Source organism: Vogesella aquatica, assembly GCF_028548455.1.
Taxonomy (GTDB): Bacteria; Pseudomonadota; Gammaproteobacteria; order Burkholderiales; family Chromobacteriaceae; genus Vogesella; species Vogesella aquatica.
Window position 1 is genome coordinate 15,226 of sequence record NZ_JAQQLF010000015.1, and the last position, 25,897, is coordinate 41,122.

Annotated in this window: 25 protein-coding genes; 6 read left to right on the plus strand and 19 right to left on the minus strand. The window is 62.1% G+C overall.

Features of this window, described 5'->3' with window-relative positions; genetic code table 11:
* Positions 1-5: 5 nt before the first annotated feature.
* Positions 6-644, minus strand: a complete 639-nt coding sequence (locus PQU95_RS12430; protein WP_272752320.1) for a ribonuclease T2 family protein — start codon at positions 642-644, stop codon at positions 6-8.
* 192 nt (positions 645-836) lie between these two features.
* Here PQU95_RS12430 and PQU95_RS12435 point away from each other — a divergent pair, with 192 nt between their 5' ends.
* Positions 837-1,379: a DUF1523 family protein gene (locus PQU95_RS12435; RefSeq protein WP_272752321.1), complete on the plus strand. Its 543-nt coding sequence runs from the start codon at positions 837-839 to the stop codon at positions 1,377-1,379.
* Between the two features lie 103 nt (positions 1,380-1,482).
* On the opposite strand, the gene PQU95_RS12440 is transcribed toward PQU95_RS12435, so the two are convergent.
* Positions 1,483-1,686, minus strand: coding sequence for a cold-shock protein (locus PQU95_RS12440; RefSeq protein WP_017508689.1), 204 nt, complete (start codon positions 1,684-1,686; stop codon positions 1,483-1,485).
* 279 nt (positions 1,687-1,965) lie between these two features.
* Positions 1,966-2,736 (minus strand): exodeoxyribonuclease III, encoded by a 771-nt coding sequence (gene xth, locus PQU95_RS12445; protein ID WP_272752322.1) that lies wholly within the window; start codon positions 2,734-2,736, stop codon positions 1,966-1,968.
* 207 nt (positions 2,737-2,943) lie between these two features.
* On the opposite strand from xth, the gene PQU95_RS12450 reads away from it, so the two are divergent.
* Positions 2,944-3,129: a hypothetical protein gene (locus PQU95_RS12450; protein ID WP_272752323.1), complete on the plus strand. Its 186-nt coding sequence runs from the start codon at positions 2,944-2,946 to the stop codon at positions 3,127-3,129.
* Positions 3,130-3,323: 194 nt separating this feature from the next.
* Complete coding sequence (locus PQU95_RS12455) at positions 3,324-3,941, plus strand: LysE family translocator (protein ID WP_272752324.1); 618 nt, start codon at positions 3,324-3,326, stop codon at positions 3,939-3,941.
* A gap of 217 nt (positions 3,942-4,158) precedes the next feature.
* On the opposite strand, the gene PQU95_RS12460 is transcribed toward PQU95_RS12455, so the two are convergent.
* Both PQU95_RS12460 and PQU95_RS12465 read right to left on the minus strand, forming a co-directional pair.
* Positions 4,159-4,536, minus strand: a complete 378-nt coding sequence (locus PQU95_RS12460) for a VOC family protein (RefSeq protein ID WP_272752325.1) — start codon at positions 4,534-4,536, stop codon at positions 4,159-4,161.
* A 1,232-nt stretch (positions 4,537-5,768) separates the two neighbouring features.
* Positions 5,769-7,811 (minus strand): M3 family metallopeptidase, encoded by a 2,043-nt coding sequence (locus PQU95_RS12465; RefSeq protein ID WP_272752326.1) that lies wholly within the window; start codon positions 7,809-7,811, stop codon positions 5,769-5,771.
* 69 nt (positions 7,812-7,880) lie between these two features.
* Here PQU95_RS12465 and PQU95_RS12470 point away from each other — a divergent pair, with 69 nt between their 5' ends.
* Positions 7,881-8,438 (plus strand): gamma carbonic anhydrase family protein, encoded by a 558-nt coding sequence (locus PQU95_RS12470; RefSeq protein WP_272752327.1) that lies wholly within the window; start codon positions 7,881-7,883, stop codon positions 8,436-8,438.
* A 178-nt stretch (positions 8,439-8,616) separates the two neighbouring features.
* A complete protein-coding gene (locus PQU95_RS12475) occupies positions 8,617-10,269 on the plus strand; it encodes a methyl-accepting chemotaxis protein (RefSeq protein ID WP_272752328.1) in 1,653 nt (550 codons plus the stop codon).
* Between the two features lie 79 nt (positions 10,270-10,348).
* On the opposite strand, the gene tpx is transcribed toward PQU95_RS12475, so the two are convergent.
* From tpx to rplU, 14 genes are all read right to left on the minus strand, one after another.
* Positions 10,349-10,846, minus strand: a complete 498-nt coding sequence (gene tpx, locus PQU95_RS12480) for a thiol peroxidase (protein WP_017508679.1) — start codon at positions 10,844-10,846, stop codon at positions 10,349-10,351.
* 105 nt (positions 10,847-10,951) lie between these two features.
* Positions 10,952-11,353: a carboxymuconolactone decarboxylase family protein gene (locus tag PQU95_RS12485; RefSeq protein WP_272752329.1), complete on the minus strand. Its 402-nt coding sequence runs from the start codon at positions 11,351-11,353 to the stop codon at positions 10,952-10,954.
* Positions 11,350-12,426, minus strand: a complete 1,077-nt coding sequence (gene hisC / locus PQU95_RS12490; RefSeq protein ID WP_272752330.1) for a histidinol-phosphate transaminase — start codon at positions 12,424-12,426, stop codon at positions 11,350-11,352. The genes PQU95_RS12485 and hisC overlap by 4 nt, the downstream gene beginning before the upstream one ends.
* A gap of 15 nt (positions 12,427-12,441) precedes the next feature.
* Positions 12,442-13,338 carry a DMT family transporter gene (locus tag PQU95_RS12495; protein WP_272752331.1) on the minus strand — a complete coding sequence of 299 codons (897 nt, stop codon included), beginning with the start codon at positions 13,336-13,338 and terminating at the stop codon, positions 12,442-12,444.
* A gap of 154 nt (positions 13,339-13,492) precedes the next feature.
* On the minus strand, positions 13,493-14,965 hold the full coding sequence (locus tag PQU95_RS12500; protein WP_272752332.1) for a high affinity choline transporter 1: 1,473 nt from the start codon (positions 14,963-14,965) through the stop codon (positions 13,493-13,495).
* A gap of 454 nt (positions 14,966-15,419) precedes the next feature.
* Positions 15,420-16,289: an MBL fold metallo-hydrolase gene (locus PQU95_RS12505; RefSeq protein WP_272752333.1), complete on the minus strand. Its 870-nt coding sequence runs from the start codon at positions 16,287-16,289 to the stop codon at positions 15,420-15,422.
* A gap of 98 nt (positions 16,290-16,387) precedes the next feature.
* Positions 16,388-16,858, minus strand: a complete 471-nt coding sequence (locus tag PQU95_RS12510) for a YbjN domain-containing protein (protein ID WP_272752334.1) — start codon at positions 16,856-16,858, stop codon at positions 16,388-16,390.
* 187 nt (positions 16,859-17,045) lie between these two features.
* Positions 17,046-17,783 (minus strand): M48 family metalloprotease, encoded by a 738-nt coding sequence (locus tag PQU95_RS12515; protein ID WP_272752335.1) that lies wholly within the window; start codon positions 17,781-17,783, stop codon positions 17,046-17,048.
* A 110-nt stretch (positions 17,784-17,893) separates the two neighbouring features.
* Positions 17,894-20,704 (minus strand): ATP-binding protein, encoded by a 2,811-nt coding sequence (locus PQU95_RS12520; protein ID WP_272752336.1) that lies wholly within the window; start codon positions 20,702-20,704, stop codon positions 17,894-17,896.
* On the minus strand, positions 20,704-21,432 hold the full coding sequence (locus PQU95_RS12525) for a hypothetical protein (RefSeq protein ID WP_272752337.1): 729 nt from the start codon (positions 21,430-21,432) through the stop codon (positions 20,704-20,706). The genes PQU95_RS12520 and PQU95_RS12525 overlap by 1 nt, the downstream gene beginning before the upstream one ends.
* A 2-nt stretch (positions 21,433-21,434) precedes the next feature.
* The gene (locus PQU95_RS12530) at positions 21,435-22,706 is read right to left on the minus strand and encodes a hypothetical protein (RefSeq protein ID WP_272752338.1); all 1,272 of its coding nucleotides are present in this window, start codon (positions 22,704-22,706) and stop codon (positions 21,435-21,437) included.
* A gap of 50 nt (positions 22,707-22,756) precedes the next feature.
* Positions 22,757-23,962, minus strand: coding sequence for a GTPase ObgE (obgE, locus tag PQU95_RS12535; RefSeq protein ID WP_272752339.1), 1,206 nt, complete (start codon positions 23,960-23,962; stop codon positions 22,757-22,759).
* Positions 23,963-24,124: 162 nt separating this feature from the next.
* The gene (rpmA, locus tag PQU95_RS12540; RefSeq protein WP_017508668.1) at positions 24,125-24,400 is read right to left on the minus strand and encodes a 50S ribosomal protein L27; all 276 of its coding nucleotides are present in this window, start codon (positions 24,398-24,400) and stop codon (positions 24,125-24,127) included.
* A gap of 12 nt (positions 24,401-24,412) precedes the next feature.
* Positions 24,413-24,724: a 50S ribosomal protein L21 gene (gene rplU, locus PQU95_RS12545; protein ID WP_017508667.1), complete on the minus strand. Its 312-nt coding sequence runs from the start codon at positions 24,722-24,724 to the stop codon at positions 24,413-24,415.
* A gap of 193 nt (positions 24,725-24,917) precedes the next feature.
* Here rplU and ispB point away from each other — a divergent pair, with 193 nt between their 5' ends.
* The gene (ispB, locus tag PQU95_RS12550; RefSeq protein WP_272752341.1) at positions 24,918-25,889 is read left to right on the plus strand and encodes an octaprenyl diphosphate synthase; all 972 of its coding nucleotides are present in this window, start codon (positions 24,918-24,920) and stop codon (positions 25,887-25,889) included.
* The last annotated feature ends 8 nt before the right edge of the window (positions 25,890-25,897 follow it).

Genomic DNA, 25,897 nt, shown 5'->3' on the forward strand with positions numbered 1-25,897 from the left:
CGGCATCAACGTACGCTACGCAGCAGGATATCCGGCTGGCGGCAGCTGCGGCGCTCGCTTGCCAGCACATCGTCTCCGCACGCCCTGCCCTGCCGGCCCTGCTTGTCGGTGCAAACGTAAACTTCCTTCAGAAAGCGGCCACCGCCGCTGCACGCTAATGCCAGCGCACGGGTACCCAGCCAGGGGTTGGCCGCTTGCAGCTCGGCTTTCAGCTCGGTCAGGGTTTTGCGCAAAGGCTGCACAGGAGCCTGATAGGCCACCGGTATGGCTAGCCTGGCTTTCAGGCTGGCTGCCAGCTGATGGTACTGTGCCTGGCCCAGGCCACTGCACGTACCGTGCTTTTCCCACTCGTGGCGGTACAGTTTTCGGCTGGGATAGAGGCCGGAAAACCGCTGCAGCATGCCTTCATCAAAACGCTCGCGACTGCAGTCTGCCGGGTAGCCACGCAGATACTGCGGCCACAGACCATGCAGCACAAAACCATACTGGCGGCTGCACTGTTCGCGGTCGTCCGGGCGTGCCGCACAGTAATCTGGCGACCACGACAAGGCCATGACGTAGTAGTCGAACTGCCCCGGCATACCTGCCGCGTGGGCAGCAGGGGCAAGCGAAACAGACAGGAGTACGGCAGGAATAAGGCGCATGAATAGCTCCGGCAAGCAGGGTGAACAGGTTGGCATCGCAGGGCCCGCTGACAGTGTAACGGCCAGCCCGCTCGTCATGCCATCCGCTTCACGGTTGGCATGACGAAAAATCACGGGCAAGGGCAGCAAGTATAGGGGCATAATCGTGCAACGCCCCTTAACCCTGATGATTTTTAAAGGAAAACCATAAAAATGCGCGCACAACTCCGCAAGGCAGGCATGACGCTACTGGGTTTGCTTGCCTTGGGTGGTAGCCTGCTGCTGGACTACTACCTGCCCGAACACGCCATCACCACCATTACCGGCGTAGAGGTCAAACTGGCAGACAAAGATGGCCCCATCAGCAAGCAGAATCCACCCGACCAACCAGTGCGCGACATGTACCTGATCTACACCCAGCATGCCATCGACGACGTGCGGGTGTACCGCAATGAGGACACCGGCTGGGGTTGGCCGCTGTACTTCAAGTTTGATGCTTCCGACGTGCAGGCTACTGCGCGGGCGCTGGAAAACGCACGGCAGCCCGCTTACATCTCGTCCTATGGCTGGCGCATCAATATGTTTTCGCTCTACCCCAATATCACCAGCATCCGCCTGGCACACGCAGGGGAAAACACATGGAGCGCGGTGCGTTGGCTGGCCTTCAGCCTGTGGGGGGGATTGCTGCTGCTACTGGCACGGCTTACCTGGCGCTGGACACGCCCGATCGTCAAAGATGGCGATCTGATAAGCTAAGCCCTGCAAACCACATAACCGCCGCTAGCCGGCGTTTGCTACAGACATGAAAAAAGCCCCGCAAGCGGGGCTTTTTTTATTGCCAGCAAAATGGCAACCGATATTACATCGGCTGGATTTTGGTAGCTTGTGGGCCTTTTTGACCCATGCCGGATACGTAGCTTACTTTCTGGCCTTCAGCCAGGGATTTGAAGCCGTTGCCCTGGATTTCGGAGAAGTGAGCGAACAGGTCGTTGCCGCCTGCATCCGGAGTGATGAAGCCAAAGCCTTTTGCATCATTGAACCATTTAACGGTACCGGTTTCCATTTTGTCTTCCTTTTGAAAAAACGTAAAAAATTAGGCGAAATGCCTGTCAGCGAAATAATCAAGAAGGGACCGGATGAAACAATGGAGTACCGCTTTTGAAGTGGAACAACTCTGAACTTTGGATCAACTAGCTTGAAATCTTGCTTGACCACGTTATACGCACTAAGACCGTATCCGGCAAGCGATTTCGCTTTTTTATTTTCAGCCATGGCCTGCTATGCCCTTTAAAACCATGCATTGCAGGCCATAACCGCGACATCGCCAGCCACAGTGCCGGACTTACGCCAGCGTCAGCACTACCGGGGTATGGTCGGATGGCCGCTCCCATTTGCGCGGTGCCTTATCGATAACGCAGGCGGTCGCCCGCGCCTTCAGGCTGTCGCTAATCAGGATATGGTCGATACGCACACCCATATTACGGCGGAACATCATGGCGCGATAATCCCACCAGCTGTATTGCTTGTCTTCCTGGTTAAACAGCCGGAAGCTGTCTGCCAGCCCCATGTCTATCAGGCGGCGAAAGCTGTCGCGCTCCGGGGTGGTACACAGCACTTGCTCGTGCCAGCCTGCCGGGTCGTATACATCGCGGTCTTCGGGCGCGATGTTGTAGTCGCCCAGCAGGGCAAAGTCCGGGTAGCGGGCCAACTCGCTGGCCACATAGCCTTCCAGCGCGGCCAGCCAGCCCAGCTTGTACTGGTACTTGGGCGAGTCCACCGCCTCACCGTTAACGAAATAAGCGCAAATCACGCGTACGCCATCAATGGTGGCGGCAATCACGCGGCGCTGCTCGTCCTCATAACCGGGAATGCCTTGCACGACATCACTGATGGTGCACCCGTTCTTTACCAGAATGGCCACGCCGTTATAGGTTTTCTGGCCAAACCACACTGCCTGATAGCCCGCAGCTTCGATATCGGCCAGCGGAAATACCGGGTGATCCATCTTCAGCTCTTGCAGGCACAGTACATCGATGGGGTTTTCCGCCAGCCATTGCACCACGTGCGGCAGGCGCACTTTCAGCGAATTGACGTTCCAGGTGGCTAGTTGCATGGGGCTCTCCCTTTGATAACAGCCCGACACCTTAGCGCGTGGCTAGCAGGCTGGCAACGCGGCTAATATTACAAACACGCCACCCGGCTACACCCAATAAAAGCAGCCACTTACCAGGATGGTGCGATTAATAAAATAGACACAAAACTTGCCAGCGCCGCCGTAGCCCGCCTAGAATGGCACCATCGTCATCACCGGAAGCAGAAATTGTTTTCCAGAAAACCGCGCCAAACCGCGCAAAATCCGGGCACGCTGTGCCCCACCAATGCCGCCCATCGTGGCCGCCTTGCCCCGCTTGCCCAGAGCTTTGCCCTGCGCACCCCCAGCTTTGCCCACCGTCATAGCCTGACCCCCGCCGACGAGCCGGACACCCAGTCCGAGCCACCGCGTTAGCGCCCCTCGCTTCTGCCCTTTTTCCCGCAGTAACGATCAAATCATGGCTTGCCACCGCGCCTGTTGCACGGTAGCAGCCAGTAAAGCCTTGCCGCCCGCACGCCAGCTACCTGCCTACATCTGCCACGGTAACCATACCATCGCAAGGTTGGCCGCATGCTGCCTGCGCACGCCAGGGCAGACGAGTATTGGCTATGGATTTTCACAACTGGATGATGTACCTGGGCACTATCGTGCTCTTGATGCTGGCACCGGGCCCCGGCCCCTTGCTTACCCTGTCACACGGCGCGCAGCACGGTGCCCGTGGCGGCGTGCCCAACGCACTGGGCTTTTCTGCCGGCGCACTTACCCTGATGGCACTGTCTGCACTGGGCATTACCGCCCTGCTGTTTGCCTCACCCACAGCGTTCAATATCGTGAAGATGCTGGGCGCGGGCTATCTGGTATGGCTGGGTATCACCCTGTGGCGCAAGCCGTTCCAGCTGGGCCAGGCGCAAGGCTGTAGCGCCAGCCCGCTATGGAGCGGCTTTCGTCCGGCATTCTTGCTGGCGGTCAGCAACCCGGAAGACACCGTATTTTTCTCGGCTTTGCTGCCGCGCTTTCTGGATACCAGCCGCGAGCTGTGGCCGCAGTACCTGACCATGGCCGCCACCTGGGTGGTAGCGGACATGGTGGTAGCCGTGGCATTGGCCGCCGCCGGTGGCCACCTGGGTGGCTGGCTGGCACACGGCCAACGCCTGCAGCGTTTCTCGCGCACCTCTGGCGGGCTGTTTGTGCTGGCTGGGGTGATGCTGGCTGCCGTGCAGCGCTGACACACCAGTACGTAGCGCGACAAGGGCCTTTCGCATGGCGAAAGGCCCTTGTCGCGCTACGTCCGGCACAGCAGCATCCGGGCGGGCAAAAAAAATGCCCCCGCACCGGGCGGGGGTAAACACAGTCAAGTTCGCTCACTGTTGTGCCTGCTAGACACACAGTCATGGTGTGAGCCGGTGCGGCGTACTTGGTTCCCGCTACCGGCAAAAAAGCTGCCTATGCCTGTGGCGGGTAAACGCTGACCTCGATCAGGTTCTGGTCCGGGTCCAGAAAATACACCGACTGGATCACACCTTGCGCACCGGTTTTGGCTACCGGGCCTTCGACAATATCGACGCCCTCGGCCTGCAGATGCGCCACCACCTGCGATAGCGGCCAACGGGTGATCAGGCACAGGTCGCCCGAGCCCACTGCGGCGCGGTTACGCGGCTCTTGCCCCAACAGCTGCAGATTGATTTTCTGGTTGCCGAAGTGCAGCGCGCGACGGCCATTGGCAAAGGTCACCGCCTCCATCTGCAAAACCCGGCGGTAAAAAGCCACCGACGCTTCAATGTCGGTAACGGTCAATACCACGTGGTCAATATGGCTGATCATGGCGCTCTCCTGAAACTGGCAAACTGCATGCTAACGCACCGCGGTGCCCTTGGCTCGCCCGCACTGCGCACAGACTGTTCAGCAAGCGTCGTGGCTTTGATGGCATGCCACTAAAAAACGCCCGCATCACCGCATTGGCATCCAGCGCCTGCGCTGTACCAGCCTGGCCAAGGCGGGTACAGCCACCACCCGGCCAGCTATGGCCACCTTGCCCGGTAACGCACAGCTGCAATGCGCCGCCGGCAGCACAGCCGGGATAGCGCTCACAATAAGCCCCCCCCCCCACGCTCAGACTGCGCACTGACTGCACGCGGCACGGGTTATGCCCTGCCACTGCGCCACGGTAGCGGGCGCAGCAAAGGGGGGCGCCGCCAGCACCACAAAGAGCAGCATGCATTGCGCTTAAATATACTGGCGAGATTGGTCATGCCGAGATACCAGGGGGCATTGATAGCGCCATGCTGGCTCCGGCGGTGCCTAGTTCAAACAGCAGGCGTCAACAAATGTACAGTCTTGCCCGCATGCCAAAAAAGCGGCCTGCACAATGCAGACCGCCTGGGCCAATGCCCCGCGCACCGGGCGCGAAACTCAATTCGGCACGCAGTAAAAGCCCCCCTCTGGCAATAGCTGGCCGCCCATATCTTTTGCATAAGGGTGATAGCCCAGTGCGCGGTAAGTTTGGCTAGCCGTATTGAGCAAGGCACATCTGGCGGCACCTTTGGCCGCCACAGCCGGAGGTACCGGGCCGAAGGCGCCAGGTGTATCCCAGACAATGCCGCCCCCCTGGGCACGCACAAGCTGGGGCGGGGTAGCAGATGGCTGCTCGCCAATAGTCATACTGGCGCAGGCGGTCGACAGCAAGGCGGCCACCATGACAAGGCTGATCGATTTCATAGGTAGATCTCCTGTTTCCATACCGTAAATGGCATCCCGGCGGCACCGGTCTGAAAGACCAATGCGTACGGAACAGGAGCACCCTATCGCAAGCGATTTTTACCGATAAAACATAGCCACATTATTGATTTGGCAAATATCGATAACCAGCAGGTCATCGATAATAAAGGCCATTATCAAGGCCAAGATGCACCCTGGCTGGCGCACCGACGCCCCCCTGCCAGGGTGGTAACCCCTCCTGTACGCCTGGCGACAAAGCACAAGGGCAAGCCGTATGGCTTGCCCTTGTGTTGTCACCCTGTACAGCAGCCAACGTTGGCCGCAATGCAGGGTAATGATCACACCGTCGCCGGCGCGCTCATGCCGCTGTGGCGCAGCAGCGCGTCGATCTGCGGGTCGCGGCCGCGGAAGGCGCGGAACGATGCCAGCGCCGGGCGGCTGCCGCCCACTGCCAGCACTTCGTCCCAGAACTTGTGCCCCACTGCCGGGTTGGCGCCACCGGCTTCCTCGAAAGCGGCGTAGGCGTCGGCCGATAGCACCTCGGCCCACTTGTAGCTGTAATAGCCCGCCGCGTAACCGCCGGCAAAGATATGGCTGAAGCTGTTGGGAAAACGGTTGTACGCTGGCGGGCGGTTAACCGCCACTTCGTCGCGCACCTGCTCCAGCAGCGCCTGCCAGTCCACACTGTCAGGGTTGGCCGCGGTATACAGCTGCATGTCGAACAGCGAGAACTCCAGCTGGCGCACGGTCTGCATGCCGCTCTGGAAGTTCTTGGCGGCCAGCATCTTGTCGTACAGCGCGCGCGGCAGCGGCTCGCCACTATCCACGTGGGCGCTCATGCCCTGCAGCACGTCCCACTCCCAGCAGAAGTTCTCCATGAACTGGCTGGGCAGCTCCACCGCGTCCCACTCCACGCCACTGATACCGGACACGCCCAGCTCGTCCACGCGCGTCAGCAGATGGTGCAGGCCGTGGCCGAATTCATGGAACAGCGTGGTGACCTCATCGTGCGTAAAAGTAGCCGGCTTGTCGCCCAACGGGCGGGTAAAGTTGCACACCAGGTAGGCTACCGGCGTCTGCACCTGGCCACCTGTCACGCGGCGGCCACGCACGTCGTCCATCCAGGCGCCGGGGCGCTTGCCGTCGCGGGCATACAGGTCGAGGTAGAAACCGCCCAGCAGCGCACCGTCCTTGTGGATCTGGTAGTAGCGCACGTCCGGGTGCCAGGTTTCGGCGTCGCGGGCTGCTACGCTGATGCCGTACAGCTTGTGTACCACGCTGAACAGGCCGGCCAGCACCTTGTGCTCGGGGAAGTACTGTTTGACTTCGTGCTCGGAGAACGCATAGCGCGCCACGCGCAGTTTTTCGGCGGCGTAGCTGATGTCCCACGCTTCCAGCGTGTCCAGGCCCAGCTCGGCGCGGGCGAAGGCTTCCAGCTCGGCGCGATCCTGCTGCGCGTAGGGCTTGGCGCGGGCGGCCAGGTCGCGCAGGAAGTCGATCACCTGCTGCGGGCTTTCGGCCATCTTGGTGTACAGCGACAGCTCGGCGTAGTTGGCAAAACCCAGCAGCTGCGCCTCTTCGGCAGCCAGCACCAGGCGCTCGCGGATCAGCGCGGTGTTGTCCTGCTCGGCCGGGCCAAACTCGCTGGCGCGCTTGGCGTTCGCTTCGTACAGCTGCTGGCGCAGCGCACGATTGTCGGCGTACTGCAGCACCGGGAACAACAACGGGAACTGCAGGCCCAGTTTGTACTTGCCCGGCTGGCCGTCGGCTTCGGCCATGGCGGCGTACATGGCCAAGCTATCTTCCGGAATGCCGGCCAGCTCGGCCACGTCGTCGATATACAGGCTGAAGCTGTCGGTAGCGTCCATCACGTTTTGCGAGAACTGGCTGGACAGCTCGGCCAGGCGGCTGGACAGCTCGGCAAAGCGCGCTTTCTGCACGTCCGGCAGCTCGGCACCGGACAAGCGGAAGTCGCGCAGGTCGTTGTCGATGATTTTCTTGCGCGCGGCGCTGGCGCCGGCAAAGGCCGGGTTGGCCGCCACCGCCTTGAAGCGGGCAAACAGGTCCAGGTTTTGCCCCAGCTCGGTAAAGAAGGCGGAAATGCGCGGAATTTCGGCGTTGTACACCTCGCGCAGGCCGTCGGTATTGCCCATCACGCTATTGAGGTGGCCCACCACGCCCCAGGCGCGCGACAGGCGCTCGGTGGCGTCGGACAGCGGCTCGGACACACTGTCCCAGTCGTCGCCGCCGGCGGCGATCACCTGCGCTACCGCAGCGCGCGCTTCGGCCAGCAGCACGTCCAGCGCCGGGGTCACGTGTTCGGGTTTGATCGCGGCAAAGCGCGGCAGATCGCTAAAGTCCAGTAGCGGATTGGTGGTCATGTTTGGCATCCTGTGGAAAGTGGCGCAGCATCACCCGCGCATAGACAGACTGAAGATAAGGACAATTCCGTGAATCGCAATATCCGTTCCTACGACGGGCACCGCCCGCACATCGACCCCAGCTGCTATATCGACGACGCCGCCGTGGTGATCGGCGAGGTAGCGCTGGCGGCCAACGTGTCGGTATGGCCCTGCGCCGTGATCCGCGGCGACGTCAACCGCATCAGCATCGGCGAAGGCAGTAATGTGCAGGATTTTGCCATGCTGCACGTCAGCCATCGCAAGGAAAGCGACCCGCAAGGCGCGCCGCTGGTCATCGGCCGCCATGTCACCATCGGCCACCACGTCACCCTGCACGGCTGCACCATCGGCGACGAAGTACTGATCGGCATCGGCAGCATCATCCTGGACCGCGCTGTTATCGAAGACCGCGTACTGATCGGCGCCGGCAGCCTGGTGCCGCCCAACAAGCGCCTGGAAAGCGGCTACCTGTACCTGGGTAACCCGGTGAAGCAGGTGCGACCGCTCACCGCAGGCGAGCTGGCTTACTTCAAGTACTCGGCCGAGCACTACGTGAAGGTGATGGACAAACACAAGGCCAGCGCCGCGGCCGACGCTGCGCTGTAACGCATCTTTCACTACACCTTAACAAGCGGCACCTAGGCTGAAAAGCGGGTGCCGCTTTGTCTTGCCGACCGGGTAAACCCAACCTCGGTTACAAGCCTGCGTCATTCAGGTTAAGTGTCATCTGCCAGTAACGTTGGCCGCCTACACTGCGCCCAGTTTTAATAAGGATGAATTTAAAATGACGCTGGTCAAACGCTTGTGGCTCACTGTAATTCTCACGCTCGCCTGCCTGCTGGCCGTCATGTTGCTGAGCAGCCAGCAGCTGTGGTCGCTACGCAGTGATTTTGAACAATACCGTGGCCGCCAGCAGCTATCGGCCAACCTGCAAACGCTGAAAGCCGACGTGCTGTCACTATCGCGCGCCGACCCGCTACTGCCCGATACCGCCAGCAGGCTTGCCGCCGTCAACGGCAGCAGCCGCCAGCTGATTGCCGCCATCGTGGCCGCCCTGCCAGCTGCCGAACGCGACAGCTTCGGCAAGCAGGCCAGCCAGCACTGGCAGGCTTACCACCAGAACCTGCAGTCGGCGATCAAGATTGCCGAGACCTCGCCGGAAGATGCACTGTCCATCCCGGAAGAAGCGTACAAACTCAGCCTGCAGCCACTTGCCAGCCTGATCGACCAGCGCCTGCTGTCGGAACGCCAGCTGCTCGCCCAGGCCGAAACCGCCATGCAGGGTGCACTGGGCCGGCTGGTGCTGCTGGTATTGGGGCCGCTGGGCCTGGCCAGCGTGATAGTGGTGCTGTCGCAAGTGCTGCTGGCGCGCCGGCTGAAAACGCAGATCGCCGCCATGCAGCGCGCAGCCGACCAGCTGGGCGAAGGTGACCTGGCCGCCCGCCTGCCGGTACGCGGTGCTGACGAACTATCGCAAGCCGCGCGCCATATCAACCGCTTCCTGGACAAACTCACCACCCTGCTGGCCACCGTGCGCAGCACCGCAGCGCAGAGCGAGCACGAAGCTCGCGGCATCCTGGCGCTTACCGGCCAGGTCATTACCGTCACACAGCAACAGGCGGACAAGGCCGAAAACACCCGTGCAGCGGCAGGCGAGATTGCCGGCGGCAACCTGCGCATCAGCCAGGCGCTGCTGCAGGCGGTGAGCCATGCCGACAACGGCAGCGAACGCACCGGCCACGCCCGTAGCCTGGCCACCAGCACCGCCGACACGCTGCACAAGCTGTCGGTACGCCTGCAAGGCGGCGTGCACGACGCCGAGCAGCTGAAAACCGCCATCCGCGATATTGCCCAGATCAGCACGCTGATTCGTGATGTAGCCGAGCAAACCAATCTACTGGCGCTGAATGCCGCCATCGAAGCCGCCCGTGCCGGCGAAGCAGGCCGTGGCTTTGCCGTGGTGGCCGACGAGGTACGCAAGCTGTCCGAACGCACCGAAAGCGCCACGGCACGCATCTTCGACACCCTGCTGCGGGTGGAGTCCGCCAGCCAGGCGCTCGCCGCCACCATGAACGAAGCCCACCAGGCTGGCGAGCACAGCATTGGCGCACAAGAAACGCTGAACCAGGCGCTGCTACAAGCCGACGATGCCATGGCCGCCTTCCGCCAGGCCATGCGCGACATCGAAGACGCGCGCCAGGCGCAGCACGCCGCCAGCGACAATATCGTGAGCCAGGGCGATGAAGTGGCCACGCTGGCCGCCGGCATCTTTGGCCAGATGCAGACGCTGGCCCCGGCTATGGGCCGCCTGACCGACGCCTCGCAGCAACTGAACCAGGACCTGGCGTGGTTCCGCACCCAGCCGCAGGCCAGGGTTGGCCGCACACCTCCCCCGGCGCTACCCGGCGCTGGCGGGATAGTGCCTGCTGCGGCCTAGCGCCCCGACACAAGCTCAACGCAATAAAAAACCGGCCAGCGCAAGCTGACCGGTTTTTCGCGTTCTCGACCTGGCTGTCTTACAGCACGGCCAGTGCCGCGTCGTAGTTCGGCTCGTCGGCAATCTCGGCCACCAGCTCGCTGTGCAGCACCTGGTCGTTTTCATCCAGTACCACCACGGCGCGGGCAGTCAGGCCGGCCAGCGGGCCGGAGGCCAGCTTCACGCCGTAGGCTTCGGCAAAGCCCGGGTTGCGGAAGGTGGACAGGTTGGCCACGCCTTCGATGCCTTCGGCGCCGCAGAAGCGTTTTTGTGCGAACGGCAGGTCGGCGGAGATGCACAGTACAGCCACGCCGTCACGGGCGGCGGCTTTTTCGTTGAACTTGCGTACCGAGGTAGCGCAGGTCGGGGTATCCACCGACGGGAAGATGTTCAGGATCTTTTTCTTGCCGGCAAAAGCAGCCAGACCCACATCGGACAGGTCACCAGCGGTCAGGGTAAAAGCCGGGGCGGCGCTGCCAGCAGCCGGCAGGGTACCGGCTACGTCTACAGGGTTGCCTTTGAGGGTAACGGTTGCCATTGCATGTTTCCTTTGGGTAAGAACAGTGGGTAATGGGCTGAGTGTGGGGCAAGCTGGCGAAAATTCAACCCCGCTGGTAGCAGGGTTGGCCGCAAAGCGCCGCAATCAGGGCTGCGCGTCGTCCGGTAGCGACAAGCCCAGCTCGGCCAGCACCTCGCGCGCGGCGCGGAACGCTTCGACCGCGGCGGGTGCGCCGGCGTACACGGCGCAGTGCAGCAGCGTTTCGCGGATTTCCACCAGGCTGGCACCGTTATTGATGGCGCCGCGGAGATGGCCTTTCAACTCCTGGCTGCGCCCCAGTGCGGCCAACATGGCGCAGGTCAGCAGGCTACGGGTTTTCAGGTCGATACCGTCGCGCTGCCAGGTGCTGCCCCAGGCGTGCTCGTTCAGCCAGTCCTGCAGCGGGCGGCTAAAAGCGTCCAGATCGCTCATCGCGCGCGTGGCAAACGCCTCGCCCATCACCTGCGTGCGCCGCGCCAGCCCGGCCTGTTTGTCTTGCTCGCTCATGTACTTGCTCCATTGAAATTCAGAATGGTGTCCAGTGCCTGCAGCAAGGCATCGCATTCGACGCCGGTGCCAATGCTGATGCGCAGATATTGCGCGATGCGGGGCTGGGCCAGGTGGCGCACAACAATGGCGCGCTCGCGTAGCTTGGCAGCCAACCACACAGCGTCATACTGCGAGTGCGTCACCAGCACGAAGTTGGCCGCCGACGGCAGTACCGAAAACCCGCGCTCCCGCAAACCGGCATTCAGGCGCTCTCGGCTGTTGATGACGGCATCTCGGCACTGGCGAAAGTAAGCGTCGTCTTCGAAAGCAGCCAGCGCCCCGGCCTGCGCCGGGCGGTCCAGCACGTAGGAGTTGAAACTGTTTTTCACCCGCTCCAGCGCCTCGATCAGCTGCGGATGCCCCAGTGCCAGCCCTACTCTCAGCCCGGCCAGGCTGCGCGACTTGGACAGCGTCTGCACCACCAGCAGGTTGGGGTAGCGATCGATCAGCGCTACCGCGCTGTCGCCGCCAAAATCGATATACGCCTCGTCGATCACCACCGGCACGTCTGGCTGCGCCTGCAGTAAGTCTTCGATCTCGGCCAGCGGCAGCAAGCCACCGGTGGGCGCATTGGGATTGGGGAAAATGATGGCGCCGCAAGGCTGCCGGTAGTCGTCGACCGCGATGCGGAAGTCTGCCGTCAGCGCCACGGTACGGTAGGCAATACCGTACAGGCCGCAGTACACCGGGTAAAAACTGTAGCTGACATCCGGAAACAGCAGTGGTGCCTCGTGTTTCAGCAAGGCCAGAAACGCCAGCCCCAGCACCTCGTCCGAGCCATTGCCGACAAACACCTGTGCTGGCGTTAGGTGGTAATAGCGCGCGATGCCTTCACGCAGTGCGCTGGCTTGCGAGTCGGGGTACAACCTCAGCGCCGCATCGTTTGCCGCCGCGATGGCCGCATGCACGGCAGGCGATGGCGGGTACGGGTTTTCGTTGGTATTGAGCTTGATCAGCCCGCTGATACGAGGCTGCTCACCCGGCACATACGGCTGCAGGGTTTTGACCGTGTTGCTCCAGAAACGGCTCATACTCTCCCTTTACCCTCAACTCTTACCCGCCCGGGTAGCCAGCACCACGCCCGACAGGATCAGCCCGATACCCGCCAGGTGGTACCACTGCAGCGCCTCGCCCAGAAACAGCATGGACAGCACGGCGCCGAAGCCCGGCATCAGGTGGATGAACATGCCGGCGCGCGCCGCGCCGACACGGGCCACACCCAGATTGTAAAAGTAGTACGCCGCCACCGACGGCAGCGTACCGACGTAGGCAAAGGTGGCCAGCGTGCTGCCACTAAGCGGGGTATGGCGGCCGCTGGCCAGCTCGGCCGCAAACAGCGGCGCGATACCCAGCAAGCCGATGGCTACCAGCACGGTGAGCAGGCCGATGCGGTCAAGCTGCGGAGGCAAGGGTTTGAGCAGCAAGGTGTACAGCGCCCACGCCACCATGGCCAGAAACACCACTGCGTCACCACGGTTGATATCCAGTGCGGCCAACCTGTGCCAGTCGCCGTGCGCCACGATGAACAGCACGCCGATAAAAGAAATACCTACCGCCAGCGCCTGGCGCAGGCTGATTTTCATGCCGAAGAACAGCGCACCGAACAGCACGATCAGAATAGGAATAAACGAGTTAAGCAACACCGCGTTGGTGGCGGCGGTGTACTGCAGGCCCCAGTAGGCCAGCGAGTTGAAGCCGGTGACGCCCAATAACGCCAGTAGCAGCAGGCGCCGCCAGTGCGGCAGCCACAATGCACGCTGCTGCCAGGCTGGCCGCCAGCCAAAAGGTAGTAGCAGGCACAGCGCAATGGCCCAGCGGGCAAAGGAGAGCGTCATCGGGGCGACGCTGGCGTGCATGGCACGGGCCAGCACGAAATTACCCGACCAGAACAGCGCAGTCAGGGTCAGCAGCAGATAGGCAAGGCGCACAGGGGTCGTTTTCATTTACTCACCATGCCATGTGCTTGGACAGTGGGCAAGCGGCCACGGCGCAACAAACTGTTCACGCAAAAAAACCGGGGCAGATGCCCCGGTATCAGGATGACCCTGCTGCCCGACCCAAAGTCATGGTCCCCTGTCTGGCAGCAGGTAGAGCACTTTAGCCCGCCTGCGTTTGCGGCGGCGTATGCCCAGCCACCTGAGCCGGAGCGCCAGCCTGGCGGTAATCGCCAATGATCTGTGGCAACAGGCTACCCAAAACCATGCCGAGCAGGCTCATCAGCAAGCCGGCAAGCTGTGGTGGCCAGAAGGCATCGTCGGTTAGCGTCAGTTCCAATGGGATCCAGGTAGCAGCACCAAGCAGCATGGACGTCAAAGCCCCCTGCGTAGTGGCACGCTGCCAGAACAGACCGGCAAACAGCGGTACGACAGCGGCCACCAGTGTTACTTTGTAAGCATTGCCTACCATCTCGTAAATGCTGGCATCGGAATACAGCGCAAAAGCGGTGGTTGATACTGCAGCGACCACAATAGCAATACGCATCGCCTTGATGAACTGACGGTCAGTCATTTTCGGCATGAAGTGCTTCAACACGTTCTCGGTAAAAGTAACCGACGGTGCCATCAGCGTACCCGATGCGGTAGACATGATGGCCGACAGTAACGCGCCAAAGAACATGATCTGGGCAAACAGCGGTGTCTTGTCCAGAATCAGACGTGGCAGCACCATCTGCGGGTCAATCCCCAACTGGGCCTTCACCATTTCCGGGTCGATCAGGGCCGCAGCACTGGCCAAGAAAATAGGCAGCATGCAGAAGGTGAGATACATGCAGGCACCCAGAATGGAGCCTTTTACCGCCACGTCTTCGTTCTTGGCCGACATCACGCGCTGGTACACATCCTGCTGCGGGATGGAACCCAGCATCATGGTTACCGCCGCGCCAATAAAGGCCACAATCCCTTTGGGGCTGGTGTCGTGGATAAAAGACAGCTTGTTCTCGCTAGCTGCCTTGGCCACCACCACGTCAAAACCGCCAGCCATGCCCGACACCAGATACACCAGATAAATCAGGCCGCCCACGATCACCGACATTTGCAGGAAATCGGTAAACGCCACGGACAGCATGCCACCACACAAGGTGTAAACCAGTACGATCACGGCACCGATCAGCGTACCCTGGGTCGTGGTAATACTGCCTTCGGACAGCACGTTGAATACCACGCCCAGCGCGGTCATCTGTGCGGCAATCCAGCCCAGGTAAGACAAGATGATGACCACACTGGTAATGCCTTCTACAGTATTGCCGTAGCGATTACGGAAAAAATCACCAATGGTCAGCAGGTTCATGCGGTACAGTCGGCGGGCGAACAGGACACCCACCAGCATCAAGCAACCGAACGAACCGAACGGGTCTTCGATAATGCCGGCAAAACCTTCCTCCAGGAACGTGGATGGAATTCCTAGCACCGCCTCGGAACCAAACCAGGTAGCGAATACCATGGCAGTCACGACAGGCAACGGCATGCTTCCACCAGCAGAAGCAAAATCTTTTGCGTTTTTCACGCGTGTAGATGCGTACAGGCCAATACCCACGGTAACGGCCAGATACATGACGACGAACCAGACAAGCATGTCTGAGTCTCCTTCTCCCAATGCAGTGTTTCGGCAAGTGTGACCCCGGCCTGCAACAGGCAGGCAAAACGGCCACGCTCAATCGGCTTGTTACTTTTGTTGTGGGGGCATTATAGCCAGCCCGCAACACAAACCGAGCAATTTATTAAACACAGCGAGCGCCAGATGGCAGCCCTGCCACTAGTAAGCCCGCCACAAAACCGCCAAAGCGCTGCTTAGCACGCCCGTCATAAATCTTTAAAAAACAAGGCAATAAGCTAGCTAATACAACAAAAAAGCCACAGCACTGCGGGGGGTACCCCCCTCGCAAAACTGTGGCTTATTGTGCCGCAAACATGCGTTTAAGTGTCGTATAATATGTTAAACATACGCCACACATTTCCACTGGCATAACAAAAAAGCAGCTCTGTCAAAACACCCCGCCACCGGCACGGCCAGGCAGTACAAACGTGGCCTAGCTAGCCTGCCGCTGCAAGCTCGCCTGCCCCGCCATCACCGCAAAACGCTGCTTGTCGGCATCAAAAAGCACAGGCGCACAGGCCACAGCCGGGTCGTGGGTAAAAAACAAGCGCCCGTGCGCTGCCACCAGGCGCTGCAGCAAGCTGCGCTTTTCGTCTATCAGCTGCTCGGGAAAACGGTCGTAGCCCATGGTGATGGGCACGTGCACCCACGGCGCGCCGGGAATCAGGTCCGCAGCAAACACCACCGGGCCATCCGGCATGGGGATCTCGGCCAGCAGCATGCCCGGCGTATGGCCGTGCGACACGCCAAAGCGCCAGTCCGCCGGCAGGCAGGCCGGCGGCTGCTCGCCATCCACCAGCACCAGGCGGCCACAGCTTTCCAGCAGCGCCACCAACTCCGGCACAAACGAAGCACGGTCGCGCGGGTGCGGGTTGAGTGCGCGCTGCCAGGCTTCGCGCCCCAGCACGATCTGTGCATTGGGAAATAGCAAGCGCGCCGGCCCGCCATCCCATGCGGCCAACAGCCCGCCAGCGTGGTCGAAATGCAGGTGCGACAGCACCACCACATCGATATCCTCGTGGCTTAGCCCGTGTGCGGCCAGCGACGCCAGCAGCACGTGGTTTTCCTCCAGCACGCCGTAACGCTCGCGCAGCTTGGGGGCAAAAAATGCCCCGATGCCGGTTTCCAGCAAGATGCGGCGACCATCCGCCTCTTCTACCAGCAGGCAGCGGCAGCACAGTGGCACGCGGTTTTGCTCGTCCGGTGCCAGCCAGCCGGCCCATACTGCACGCGGCGCATTGCCGAACATGGCGCCGCCGTCCAGCTTTTGTGAATTGCCCAGCAAGGAAGTCAGGGTACGCATGGGAATCTCCCGAATCGGTGAGCCGACATTGTCGAGCAAGTGCTTGGTTTTGTCATGCCCAACATGACCATGGCGTGACACCAGGGCCAGATGCGGTGTCAATCGGCCACTTTCAGCACGTCCTTGCGAAAATCACGCAGCGCTTTTTTCCATAGCCCCAATGCGCGCTCGAATGCTGCCGGGCTCATCCCCGGGCTCATCACCACATCCATTTCCAGAATCGGGTCGTTCTCTTCGTCCAGATACGCCTTGCTGTAGTTTTTGCTGCTATTCCATGCCGATAGCTGAGCCTGGCTGACCTCGTAGCCTGACCAACCGGCACTGAGCTGCACATCGCGGCACTTTTCCCCCTTCTCGCACTGCAGAAAGAAAATGGTATAGGCCATGCCATCCATGCGCCCCTTGATCTTCGGGTTACCACGCTCGGTTTTACCCAGCTCGGCCGAACCGTAGCCACGCGCCAGCTCGGACAAGGCAGCAGGGTTGGCCGCATCCACCAGTGTCTCGGCCTGGACGCAAGGCGCCAGCATGGCCAGGGAGGCCAGCACGGCCAGAAGTCGTTTTGTCATGATGCGCTCTCGCAGGTTTCATCGAGCCATTAGTGTAGCGGCCATGACAAACACGCACACGGCAAAGCAGGCCGGCCTTTGCGGCACGGCAAACCCGTTTGCCCCTAATGGTGCAATAGCACAACAAAAAGCCCTTTTGCATGGCAAAAGGGCTTGCGATTCAGCATCTGCGGCAGTGCCGGCAGGCTTACTTGATCAGTTTTTCTACCTTGTCGGCCCGGTCGCCGGCGGCCGGGTGGCTGGACAGCAGGCTGCTGTCGTTGCCGTACAGCGCGGCCAGCTTGCGCAGGGCAGACGGCGCGGCGTCCAGCTTGTAGCTATGGCGTTTCAGAAAATCTACAGCATAGGCATCGGCATCGCTTTCCTGCGATTGCGAGAACTGCGCGTGCAGGATTTGCTCGCTCAGCTCGCCCATTTCCGACTCGGAAAACGCCGCCACATTGGCGTTACCGCTACCGGCAGCCGCTTTGCGCGCGGCAGAAGCGGCGTAGGCAACCTGCATGGCTTTTTTGCTGTGGCCCAGCTTCACGTGGCCGATTTCGTGGCCAATGACATAGCGCACTTCGTCGTCGGTCATCTTGTCCAGCAGGCCGCTGTACACGCGTACGGTGCCGTCGGCCATGGCAAAGGCGTTGACTTCTTTATCCAGATACACCTTGAAGTTCAGCTTCAGGCCATCTTCGCTGCTGAGGCCGCTTACGATCTTGGCCAGACGCTTGGCTTGCGGGCTACCGGCGGCGGCCACTTTGGCCTGCTTGTCCAGCGCCTTGCTGGACTCGGCGGCCATGGCCTGCACTTCGGCGTCGGACAGGGTGGCGGACTTCACCAGATCGGTGCCGGCACTCAGCAAGGTGTTCAGGCCAAAGGCCTGGGCAGGGCCGCACAGGGCAAGAGACAGCAGGGACACAAGCGCAAGCTTTTTCATGATTTATGCCAAAGTCAAAAAAAGCCATTCTATTAGCATACGTTACGAATGTCTATCCATCTGTTATCAAGTGCGCACCAAAGAAAAACCCGGCCAGGCCGGGTTGGGGTTTATGACGCCGCATCCACACGGCGGCGGGTTTGCAGGATAGGCGGTGCCCACTGTTCGCCCGGCCGCTTCTTGCGCGTAGCCAGCGTCAGGCCGGACGGCGCAAAGATATTGATGTTGTGCGTATTGGGCGTGGTGATCAGGTACTGTGCCTCGGTGGCCTTGAGGAAGCCCGCCACACGGTCGATGTTGAAAATGTCCAGGTGGGCAAACGGCTCATCGATGAATACAAAGCCGGACGGGTTACTTTCGTCCATCATCAGGCCGATCAGCATGATCAGCGACTTCATTACCTGCTGGCCGCCGGACGCTTCGCCGTCGTTCAGGCCCATCAGGCCTTTCTGGTCGAAGTTGAACTTCAGCACCAGGCCGGCCTGCGCCAGCAAGGCGTCGTCGTTGGCCAGCGTGGGCAGCTCCACTTCCACGCCAATACCGGCCAGCTCGCCCAGGCGCTTCACGTTGTGACCGTAGGCGCGTACCGTGGCGCGCAGCTTGCCCAGGTAGGCGTCGCGCGCATCGCTGGTCAGGCCGGCGGCGCGTTCTACCTCGGCCTGGCGGCGCTGGCATTCGCGCGTCAGGCTGCTCAGGTCTTCCTGCAGCTTGTCTTTGAGCTGCAGTACCGCGTCGTCGCGCTCCCACTCGCCTGCGGCCAACCTTTCTTCCAGATAGTTGATCTCGTGGCGCACGTCGGCGGCCGATTCGAACTCGTCGGCCAGCTGCGCCACAAAGACCGCATCCTGCGCCGCGGCCGGCAAGTGGCTGCGGCAGTCGCGCAGCTCGGCCAGATGGCGACGGATGGCACGGCGTGCCTGCTCCATGTCGGCGCGTGCCTTGTGCTCGCGCTGCAGGCTGTCCTGTTCGCGCTGGCACACACGGTCGTGCGCGATACGCGCGTCGCTGTAGCGCTGCTCGGCGGCGTCGCGCTCGGCCTGGGCGGCGGCCAACCTTTCGCCGGCCTCGGCCACCGCCTGCTTCAGGCTGTCGGCCTGTGCCGCCAGGGCGGCAAATTCTTCGGCGCGGCTATCCAGTAGGCGGATGGCGTCCATACCGGACAGGTACTCGGCCAGCTGCGCGGCCTCGCGGGTGCCGGCCACCAGCTGCTCTTCGTGGCGCAGCATGGCCACGTTCAGCGCTTTCAGCGCGTCGCGTAGCGCCTGCAGCCGGGCCTGGCGCGCGGCTTCGCCAAAGGCGAAATCGTGCGCCGGTACGCCGATGTGGCGCGCACCGCGGCGCTCGCGGAAGTAGCCTTCCGGCGTGATCCAGTCGCCGTCTTCGGCAGCACCGTCGGCCACACTGGCCACGCGGCTGACGCGGTTCATCTGCTGGTACAGCCAGTCCGGCGCGTCGGCGGCAAAGCGCACCACTTCCAGCAGGCTACCGCTACGCGCACGCGGTGCGCTGGCGGTTTCCGGTACCACAAAGTGGCGGTAACGCAGCTTCTCGCCCAGCTGCCAGGCGGCACGGCGGTCGGCGGCGTCTTGCAGCAGCACCACGTGGCGGTACGGTTTGAGCAAGGCTTCGACGGCGCCCTGCCAGCGGCTGTCGGTCACCTCGATAATGTCGGCCAGCATCTGGTGGCCGATGCCGGCTTCGTCCAGCGCGGCGCGGAAGTGGCGCACGTCTTCCGGTGCACGCGGCTTGCCGCCCTCCAGCGCGGCCAGCTCGGCGCTGTAGCCGTCGCGTTCGGTCTTTTGCGCTTTCAGCGTGTCACGCAGGCGCTCGTTGGCGTCGCGCAGTGCGGCCAACTTGTGGCCCAGCGTGGCGGCGTCTTCGCCGTATTCGCGGCTGGCCAGCGCTTGCAGGCGGTCGCGCTCTTTCAGCTGGCTGGCAATGTCGCGTTCGGCGTCACGCGCCTGCATGAAGGCGTCTTGCGCTTGCTTGCGCACCGTTTCTGCCGCGTCACGCGCTGCCAGCGCGCTGCTTTCTGCCTCGCGCAGCGTGGCCACCAGCTGCAGCGTGTCGCGGTGCTGGCGGCTGACGCCCAGGTAATCGCCCTGCAGGCGGCGGTAGTCCTGCCACAGCTTGCCGGTGGCGGCGCGGCCGTCGATCAGGCCCAGCACCGGCAGCGCCTCGTCGCGTAGGCGGGTGATGCGCTTGCTCAGGCCCACCCACTCCAGGTAGCGGCTGGCACGGCTTTTCATCATCTCGACGCGGCCTTGCAGTGCCTCTTCCTGACGGCCCAGTGCGGCCAACTCGGCCTCGGCGGCTTTCTGTTCGTCGCGCGCGTGCTGGTAGTTGGTCAGCACGTCTTTATCGCCAAACACCTGGAACACCAGGTCCAGCAGCTGCTTGGGGCTGTATTCGGTGAGCTTGTCGGTGTCGCCCTGCTCCAGCGCCAGCACCTCGGCCACGGCGGCGGTAAGGCCGGCGGCCTCCAGGCGGCGGCGGTATTCCTGCACGCCCAGCCACGGCACGGTGCTATCGCCGGTAGCGTGGTCCAGCGCCACGTCGCCTTCCAGAATGGCGTAGTGGCGCACCCAGTCGCCGCCCTGCTTCTTGATGCGGCACAGCAGGGTGACTTCCGGCTGCAGCAGCGGGAAGAACGGCGTGGGGTACAGGCCGCCCTGCAGGCGGCGCGGGTTGTCTACCACGCCTTTCAGAAAGGCATACGGCTCGCGGTTGTTACGCACGTAGCGCTTGTAGTCGCGCTTGCCGGAACACTTGATGGCCAGCAGCGTGCGCATGGCATCCAGCAGGGTGGTCTTGCCGGAGCCGTTGGGGCCGATGATGGTGACGATCTGCGCGTCCAGCGGCACGGTGAGGCGTTGCCAGAAGTCCCAGTGCACCATTTCTACCGATTTCATCTGGAACATCAGGCTTGCTCCTCGTGTGGCTTGTCTGTTTCTGCGCTGTCTGCGGCCAACCCTGGCGGGCCGTCCTGCAGCTGCTGCGCGGTAAGGTGCTGTGATAGCTGGCCGCGGCGCGACAGCACGTCGGCCAGCGCGCCTTCTATGATGCGCGGCGCCAGCTGGCTGTAATCGATCATCACGTCCAGCAGCGGGCCTTCTACCAGCCAGCGATTACGCCGCTGCAGAAAACCCAGGTTCACTAGGCGGCCCAGGTTGGCGTTAAAGCGCGTACGCCCGCCCAGCTGCTTGCCAAAATCGGCGTACAGCGCGTCTTCCGACACGCCCACCGACACGGTGTCGCCGGTTTCCAGCGGCTTTTGCGCGCCGAACATATCGTGCTGGCCCTCGTTGCCGGCGGCCACTCGCGATACCTGGCGTTCGCGCTTGGGTAAAATAATCAGCGCCCACACAATCACCAGCAGCGCCACGCCGTCACGCGGCAGGCCCAGGTTGTTGTTGAGCCAGGCCTCGCCGCTGCCGAATACCGGCTCGGTGAGCGCCGGCAGCAGTGCCACGGCGATGTGCTCGGCGTAGGGGTTTTCTACTAGCTGCAGGCCGGCTGCGGCCAACCTTTGGTCCAGCTCCAGGCGGAAGGTTTCGTCCAGCAGCGCGCGGCGCGCCAGGGCGTCGCTGCGCGGCAATACGCGGTGCGCCAGCAGGCGCGCAATCAGGGTGGTTAGTTGCTGTTCCATGCTCAGGGTTTCTGCGCTATCAGCCGCGCATCGGACAGCGTGGCGACTTCGGGGTGATCGGGGGTAATGATGCTATGGCCACCAGCAAGCTGCAGCGGCAGGCGCGCCAGCGCCGCCACCACGCTCTGGTCGCTACTGCTTTCCGGGTCACCCAGCAGCGACAGTAGCGACAGGCGATAGGCGGTTTCGTTGTAGCTGTCGGCCAGTACCGCGTCGGCAATGGGGTAGCCCTGCTCGCCCGGCGCGCCGTCCAGCCCCAGCTGCAGCAGGCTGTCGTATAGCGCCTCGGCTTCCAGCAGGCGCTCCATCTCCGGTGCATCGGCGGCTTCGGCACTGGCCGCTTGTGGCAGCGCCGTATCGGCTGCGGCCAACCTTTCGCGGCCCAACAGCTCGAACTCGGCCACGTCGCCCAGCTCGGGTGTAGTCAGGAAAGCCGGCTCCACGCCGAAAGACAGCGCATTGCCCAGCAGCGCAGCCAGCGTGGCCCCGCCCTGGTGGCGCAGCCAGTCGGCAATATCGGTAGAGGTCAGGCCGGAGCTGCCCAGGTGCACGCGCTGCGCTGCCAGCTGCGCCAGGCGGCGCTCGAAGGTACCGGCCAGCGCCAGCATGCGGCTTTGCGTCAGTGCAATGGCCTGCGCCTGGTTCAGCGTGGTCAGCGTGAGGGTGTCGTCGCGGGTGAGGTTGCGTATCACCTCGGTGGATTTGCCCACCCAGCGCCATACCGACTCCAGCCGGTGCTGCGCCGCACGGATGCGGAATTCGGACTGGCTTTCCAGCGCGTCGGCAAACTCGGCGTGCAGCTCGTTCAGGCGCGCCAGCAGGTGTTGCATGGCTTCGTCCGACACCTGCCCTACCGACTGCCCGGCGGCCACCTGGCTGGTGAGGTAGCCCAGCTCCACGTCGTCGCCGGCAAAGTCGATCAGCGTGGCCAGCGCGGCCAACGCCACGCGCGCGCCTTCGCTGAGCGCATAGTGGCCGGCGTCGCTGTCGTAGACCAGCAGCTCGCCCTCGCGCAGGCGGCCCAGGATGGTGCCAAGCTTGGTGTCGTTCAGGTAGGCAAAGCGCTGGGCGATGTCTTGTGGCGTCCAGTACGGTGAGTCGGCGCGGCTACCCAGCTCGCGCAGCACCAGCAGGCGCATCAGCACTTCTTCGTCGCCACCGCGAAACAGGGTGACAAACACCGCCAGGTAAGGCCAGGCCGCACTCAGGCGCGATAACGCCGGCAGGCTGTCCGGGGCCATGCCCGGGCGGAAAAATTCGGAAAGGGAATCCAAGGAAACAATCCGGTCTGCAGGAAACAGACCGGATTGTCAGAGGTGGGGTCTTACTCGTCAATGGCGACGGTATCGCCAGCGGCATCGGCAGCGGGCGCGGCGTCATCGGCCGGGGCCGGCTGGATCACCGCGGCGGCGGCTTTGGCCAGCTTGGCGGCGCGCTCGGCCTCTTCGGCCAGCTGGCGGGCTTTACGCTCTTGCTCGCGCAGTACCTTGATGTATTCGTTCATGGCGAATACCAGGTCGCGGGTGCCTTCGCCGGTGAGGCCGGAGATCACAAAGTAACGCTGCGCGTTCATGTCGAAGCCGAAGCGGTCGTCCGGCTGCTGCTGCGGCCAGTCGTAGGCGTCCAGGAAGGCTTTTACCTTCTCGTCGCGCTCTTCTTCCAGCAGCATGTCGACTTTGTTCAGTACCAGCCAGCGTGGCTTGTGGTACAGCTCTTCGTCGTACTTTTTCAGCTCTTCCACAATGGCGCGGGCTTCGCTTACCGGGTCCACGGCTTCGTCAAACGGGGCCAGGTCCACCAGGTGCAGCAGGATGCCGGTACGCTGCAAGTGCTTCAGGAAGCGGTGGCCCAGGCCAGCACCCTCTGCAGCGCCTTCGATCAGGCCGGGAATATCGGCGATCACGAAGCTGGAGGTATCGTCCATGCGCACCACACCCAGGTTCGGGTGCAGGGTGGTAAACGGATAGTCGGCCACTTTCGGCTTGGCGGCGGACACGGCGCGGATAAAGGTGGACTTGCCCGCGTTCGGCATGCCCAGCAGGCCCACGTCGGCCAGCACTTTCAGCTCCAGCTTCAGGTTGCGGATATCGCCTACTTCGCCACGGGTAAACTGGCGCGGGGCGCGGTTTACCGAGCTCTTGAAGTGGATATTGCCCAGGCCGCCCTTGCCGCCTTTGGCCAGCACTACTTCCTGGCCGTTGAAGGTCAGGTCGGCGACCACTTCTTCGCTATCGGCATCGATAATCTGCGTGCCCACCGGCATACGCAGGTACACGTCTTCGGCGCCCTTGCCGTAGCAGTCGGCACCGCGGCCGTTTTCGCCGTGGCCACCCAGATACTTCTTCACGAAGCGGTATTCCACCAGGGTGTTGATGTTTTCGTCCGCAATGGCAATGACACTGCCGCCACGCCCCCCATCACCACCATCCGGGCCACCGCGCGGAATGAATTTCTCACGACGGAAACTGCAGCAGCCGTTACCGCCTTTACCTGCACGTACTTCGATACGCGCTTCATCAATAAACTTCATGGAACCTCCAGTATTACCGAGGAGTCAGGCGCAAACAGCCGCCAAAACTGCATTGCCAGGGCTTGGCTGCAGCCGCTTGCGCCTCACGCCTCAGAACCAACGCGATTAGCTTAAACAAAAAAGCCCTATCACAAGATAGGGCTTTTTTTCGTCAACGCGAGATTACTCGGCGTCAACACCGGTGTACGGAACAACGGTAATGGTCTTGCGGTTGAAAGAGCCTTTAACAGCAAATTCAACATAGCCGTCCACTTTCGCGAACAGGGTGTGGTCCTTGCCCATGCCAACGTTTTCGCCAGCGTGGAACTTGGTACCGCGCTGACGCACGATGATGGAACCAGCCGGGATCAGTTCGCCGCCGTAAACCTTAACGCCCAGGCGTTTGGCTTCGGAGTCACGACCGTTGCGGGAGCTACCGCCTGCTTTTTTGTGTGCCATGTCTGTTTATCCTTACTTGGAAATCGCGTCGATGCGGATTTCGGTGAAGTTTTGACGGTGACCCTGGTGCTTCTGGTAGTGCTTACGACGACGCATCTTGAAGATACGTACCTTGTCGCCACGACCGTGGGAAACAACAGTAGCCTGCACTTTTGCGCCAGCTACCAGCGGGGCGCCTACGGAAACCTGATCACCGTCCACAACCATCAGCACTTCTTCCAGTACGATTTGGCTGTCGATGTCTGCAGGTATCTGTTCTACTTTGAGTTTTTCACCAACGGCAACTTTGTATTGTTTACCGCCAGTTTTTATGACCGCATACATTCGTATAGCTCCTAATATTCTGTCTGCGCGCGATGTGCGCGAAGAACGCAATACTATACGCAAGTGATTGTTTGTTGTCAATTTTCTCGTCAAAACAACACTGTGTAACCGGGCGACCATGGCACGAGTGCGGCCAACTCTGCTAATATCGCGCGGTTTTCCAGCCAATATTCATACAAAGAACCCGGTCGCGATGTCATCCACTCCGCTCTTTCGCACGCTTACCGCCGACGACATGAACACCGTCGATCAGGCTATCCGCACCCGTCTGCATTCCGATGTTGTCCTGATCAGCCAGGTGGCCGAGTACATCATTTCTGCCGGCGGCAAGCGCCTGCGCCCGATGCTGACCCTGCTGGCAGGCCGTGCGCTGGGCTACGGTGACAAGCACCTGTTCGAGCTGGCCGCCATGATCGAGTTCATCCACACCGCCACCTTGCTGCACGACGACGTGGTGGACGAATCCGACATGCGTCGTGGCCGCCAGACCGCCAACGCCATGTTCGGCAACGCCGCCAGCGTGCTGGTGGGTGATTTCCTGTACACCCGCGCCTTCCAGATGATGGTGTCCACCGGCAGCATGCGCATCCTGGAAGTGATGGCTGACGCCACCAACATCATCGCCGAAGGCGAGGTGCTGCAGCTGCTGAACATCGGTAACGTGGATGTGAGCGAAGACGATTACCTGAAAGTGATCCAGTACAAGACCGCCAAGCTGTTCGAGGCCGCCACCCGCGTGGGCGCCATCATCGCCGCCGCCACGCCGGAGCAAGAACAGGCACTGGCCGACTACGGCATGCACCTGGGCACCGCCTTCCAGATCATCGACGACGTGCTGGACTACAGCGGCGACGCAGCCACCATCGGCAAGAGCCTGGGTGACGACCTGGCCGAGGGCAAGCCCACGCTGCCACTGATTTACACCATGCGCCAGGGCCCGGCCGAGGCCGCCACCGTGGTGCGTGAATCGCTGGAAGCCGCCAGCCGCGAGCGTTTCAATGAAGTGCTGACTGCGGTACAATCCTGCGGCGCGCTGGACTACGCCCGTGCCGAGGCCGAAAAAGCCGCCGAACGCGCCGTAGCCGCCCTGGCCGCCCTGCCCGATAGCGAACACAAAGCGGCCATGGCCGAAATCGCCCGCCTGTCGGTGGCACGCAACGCCTAATACCAAGT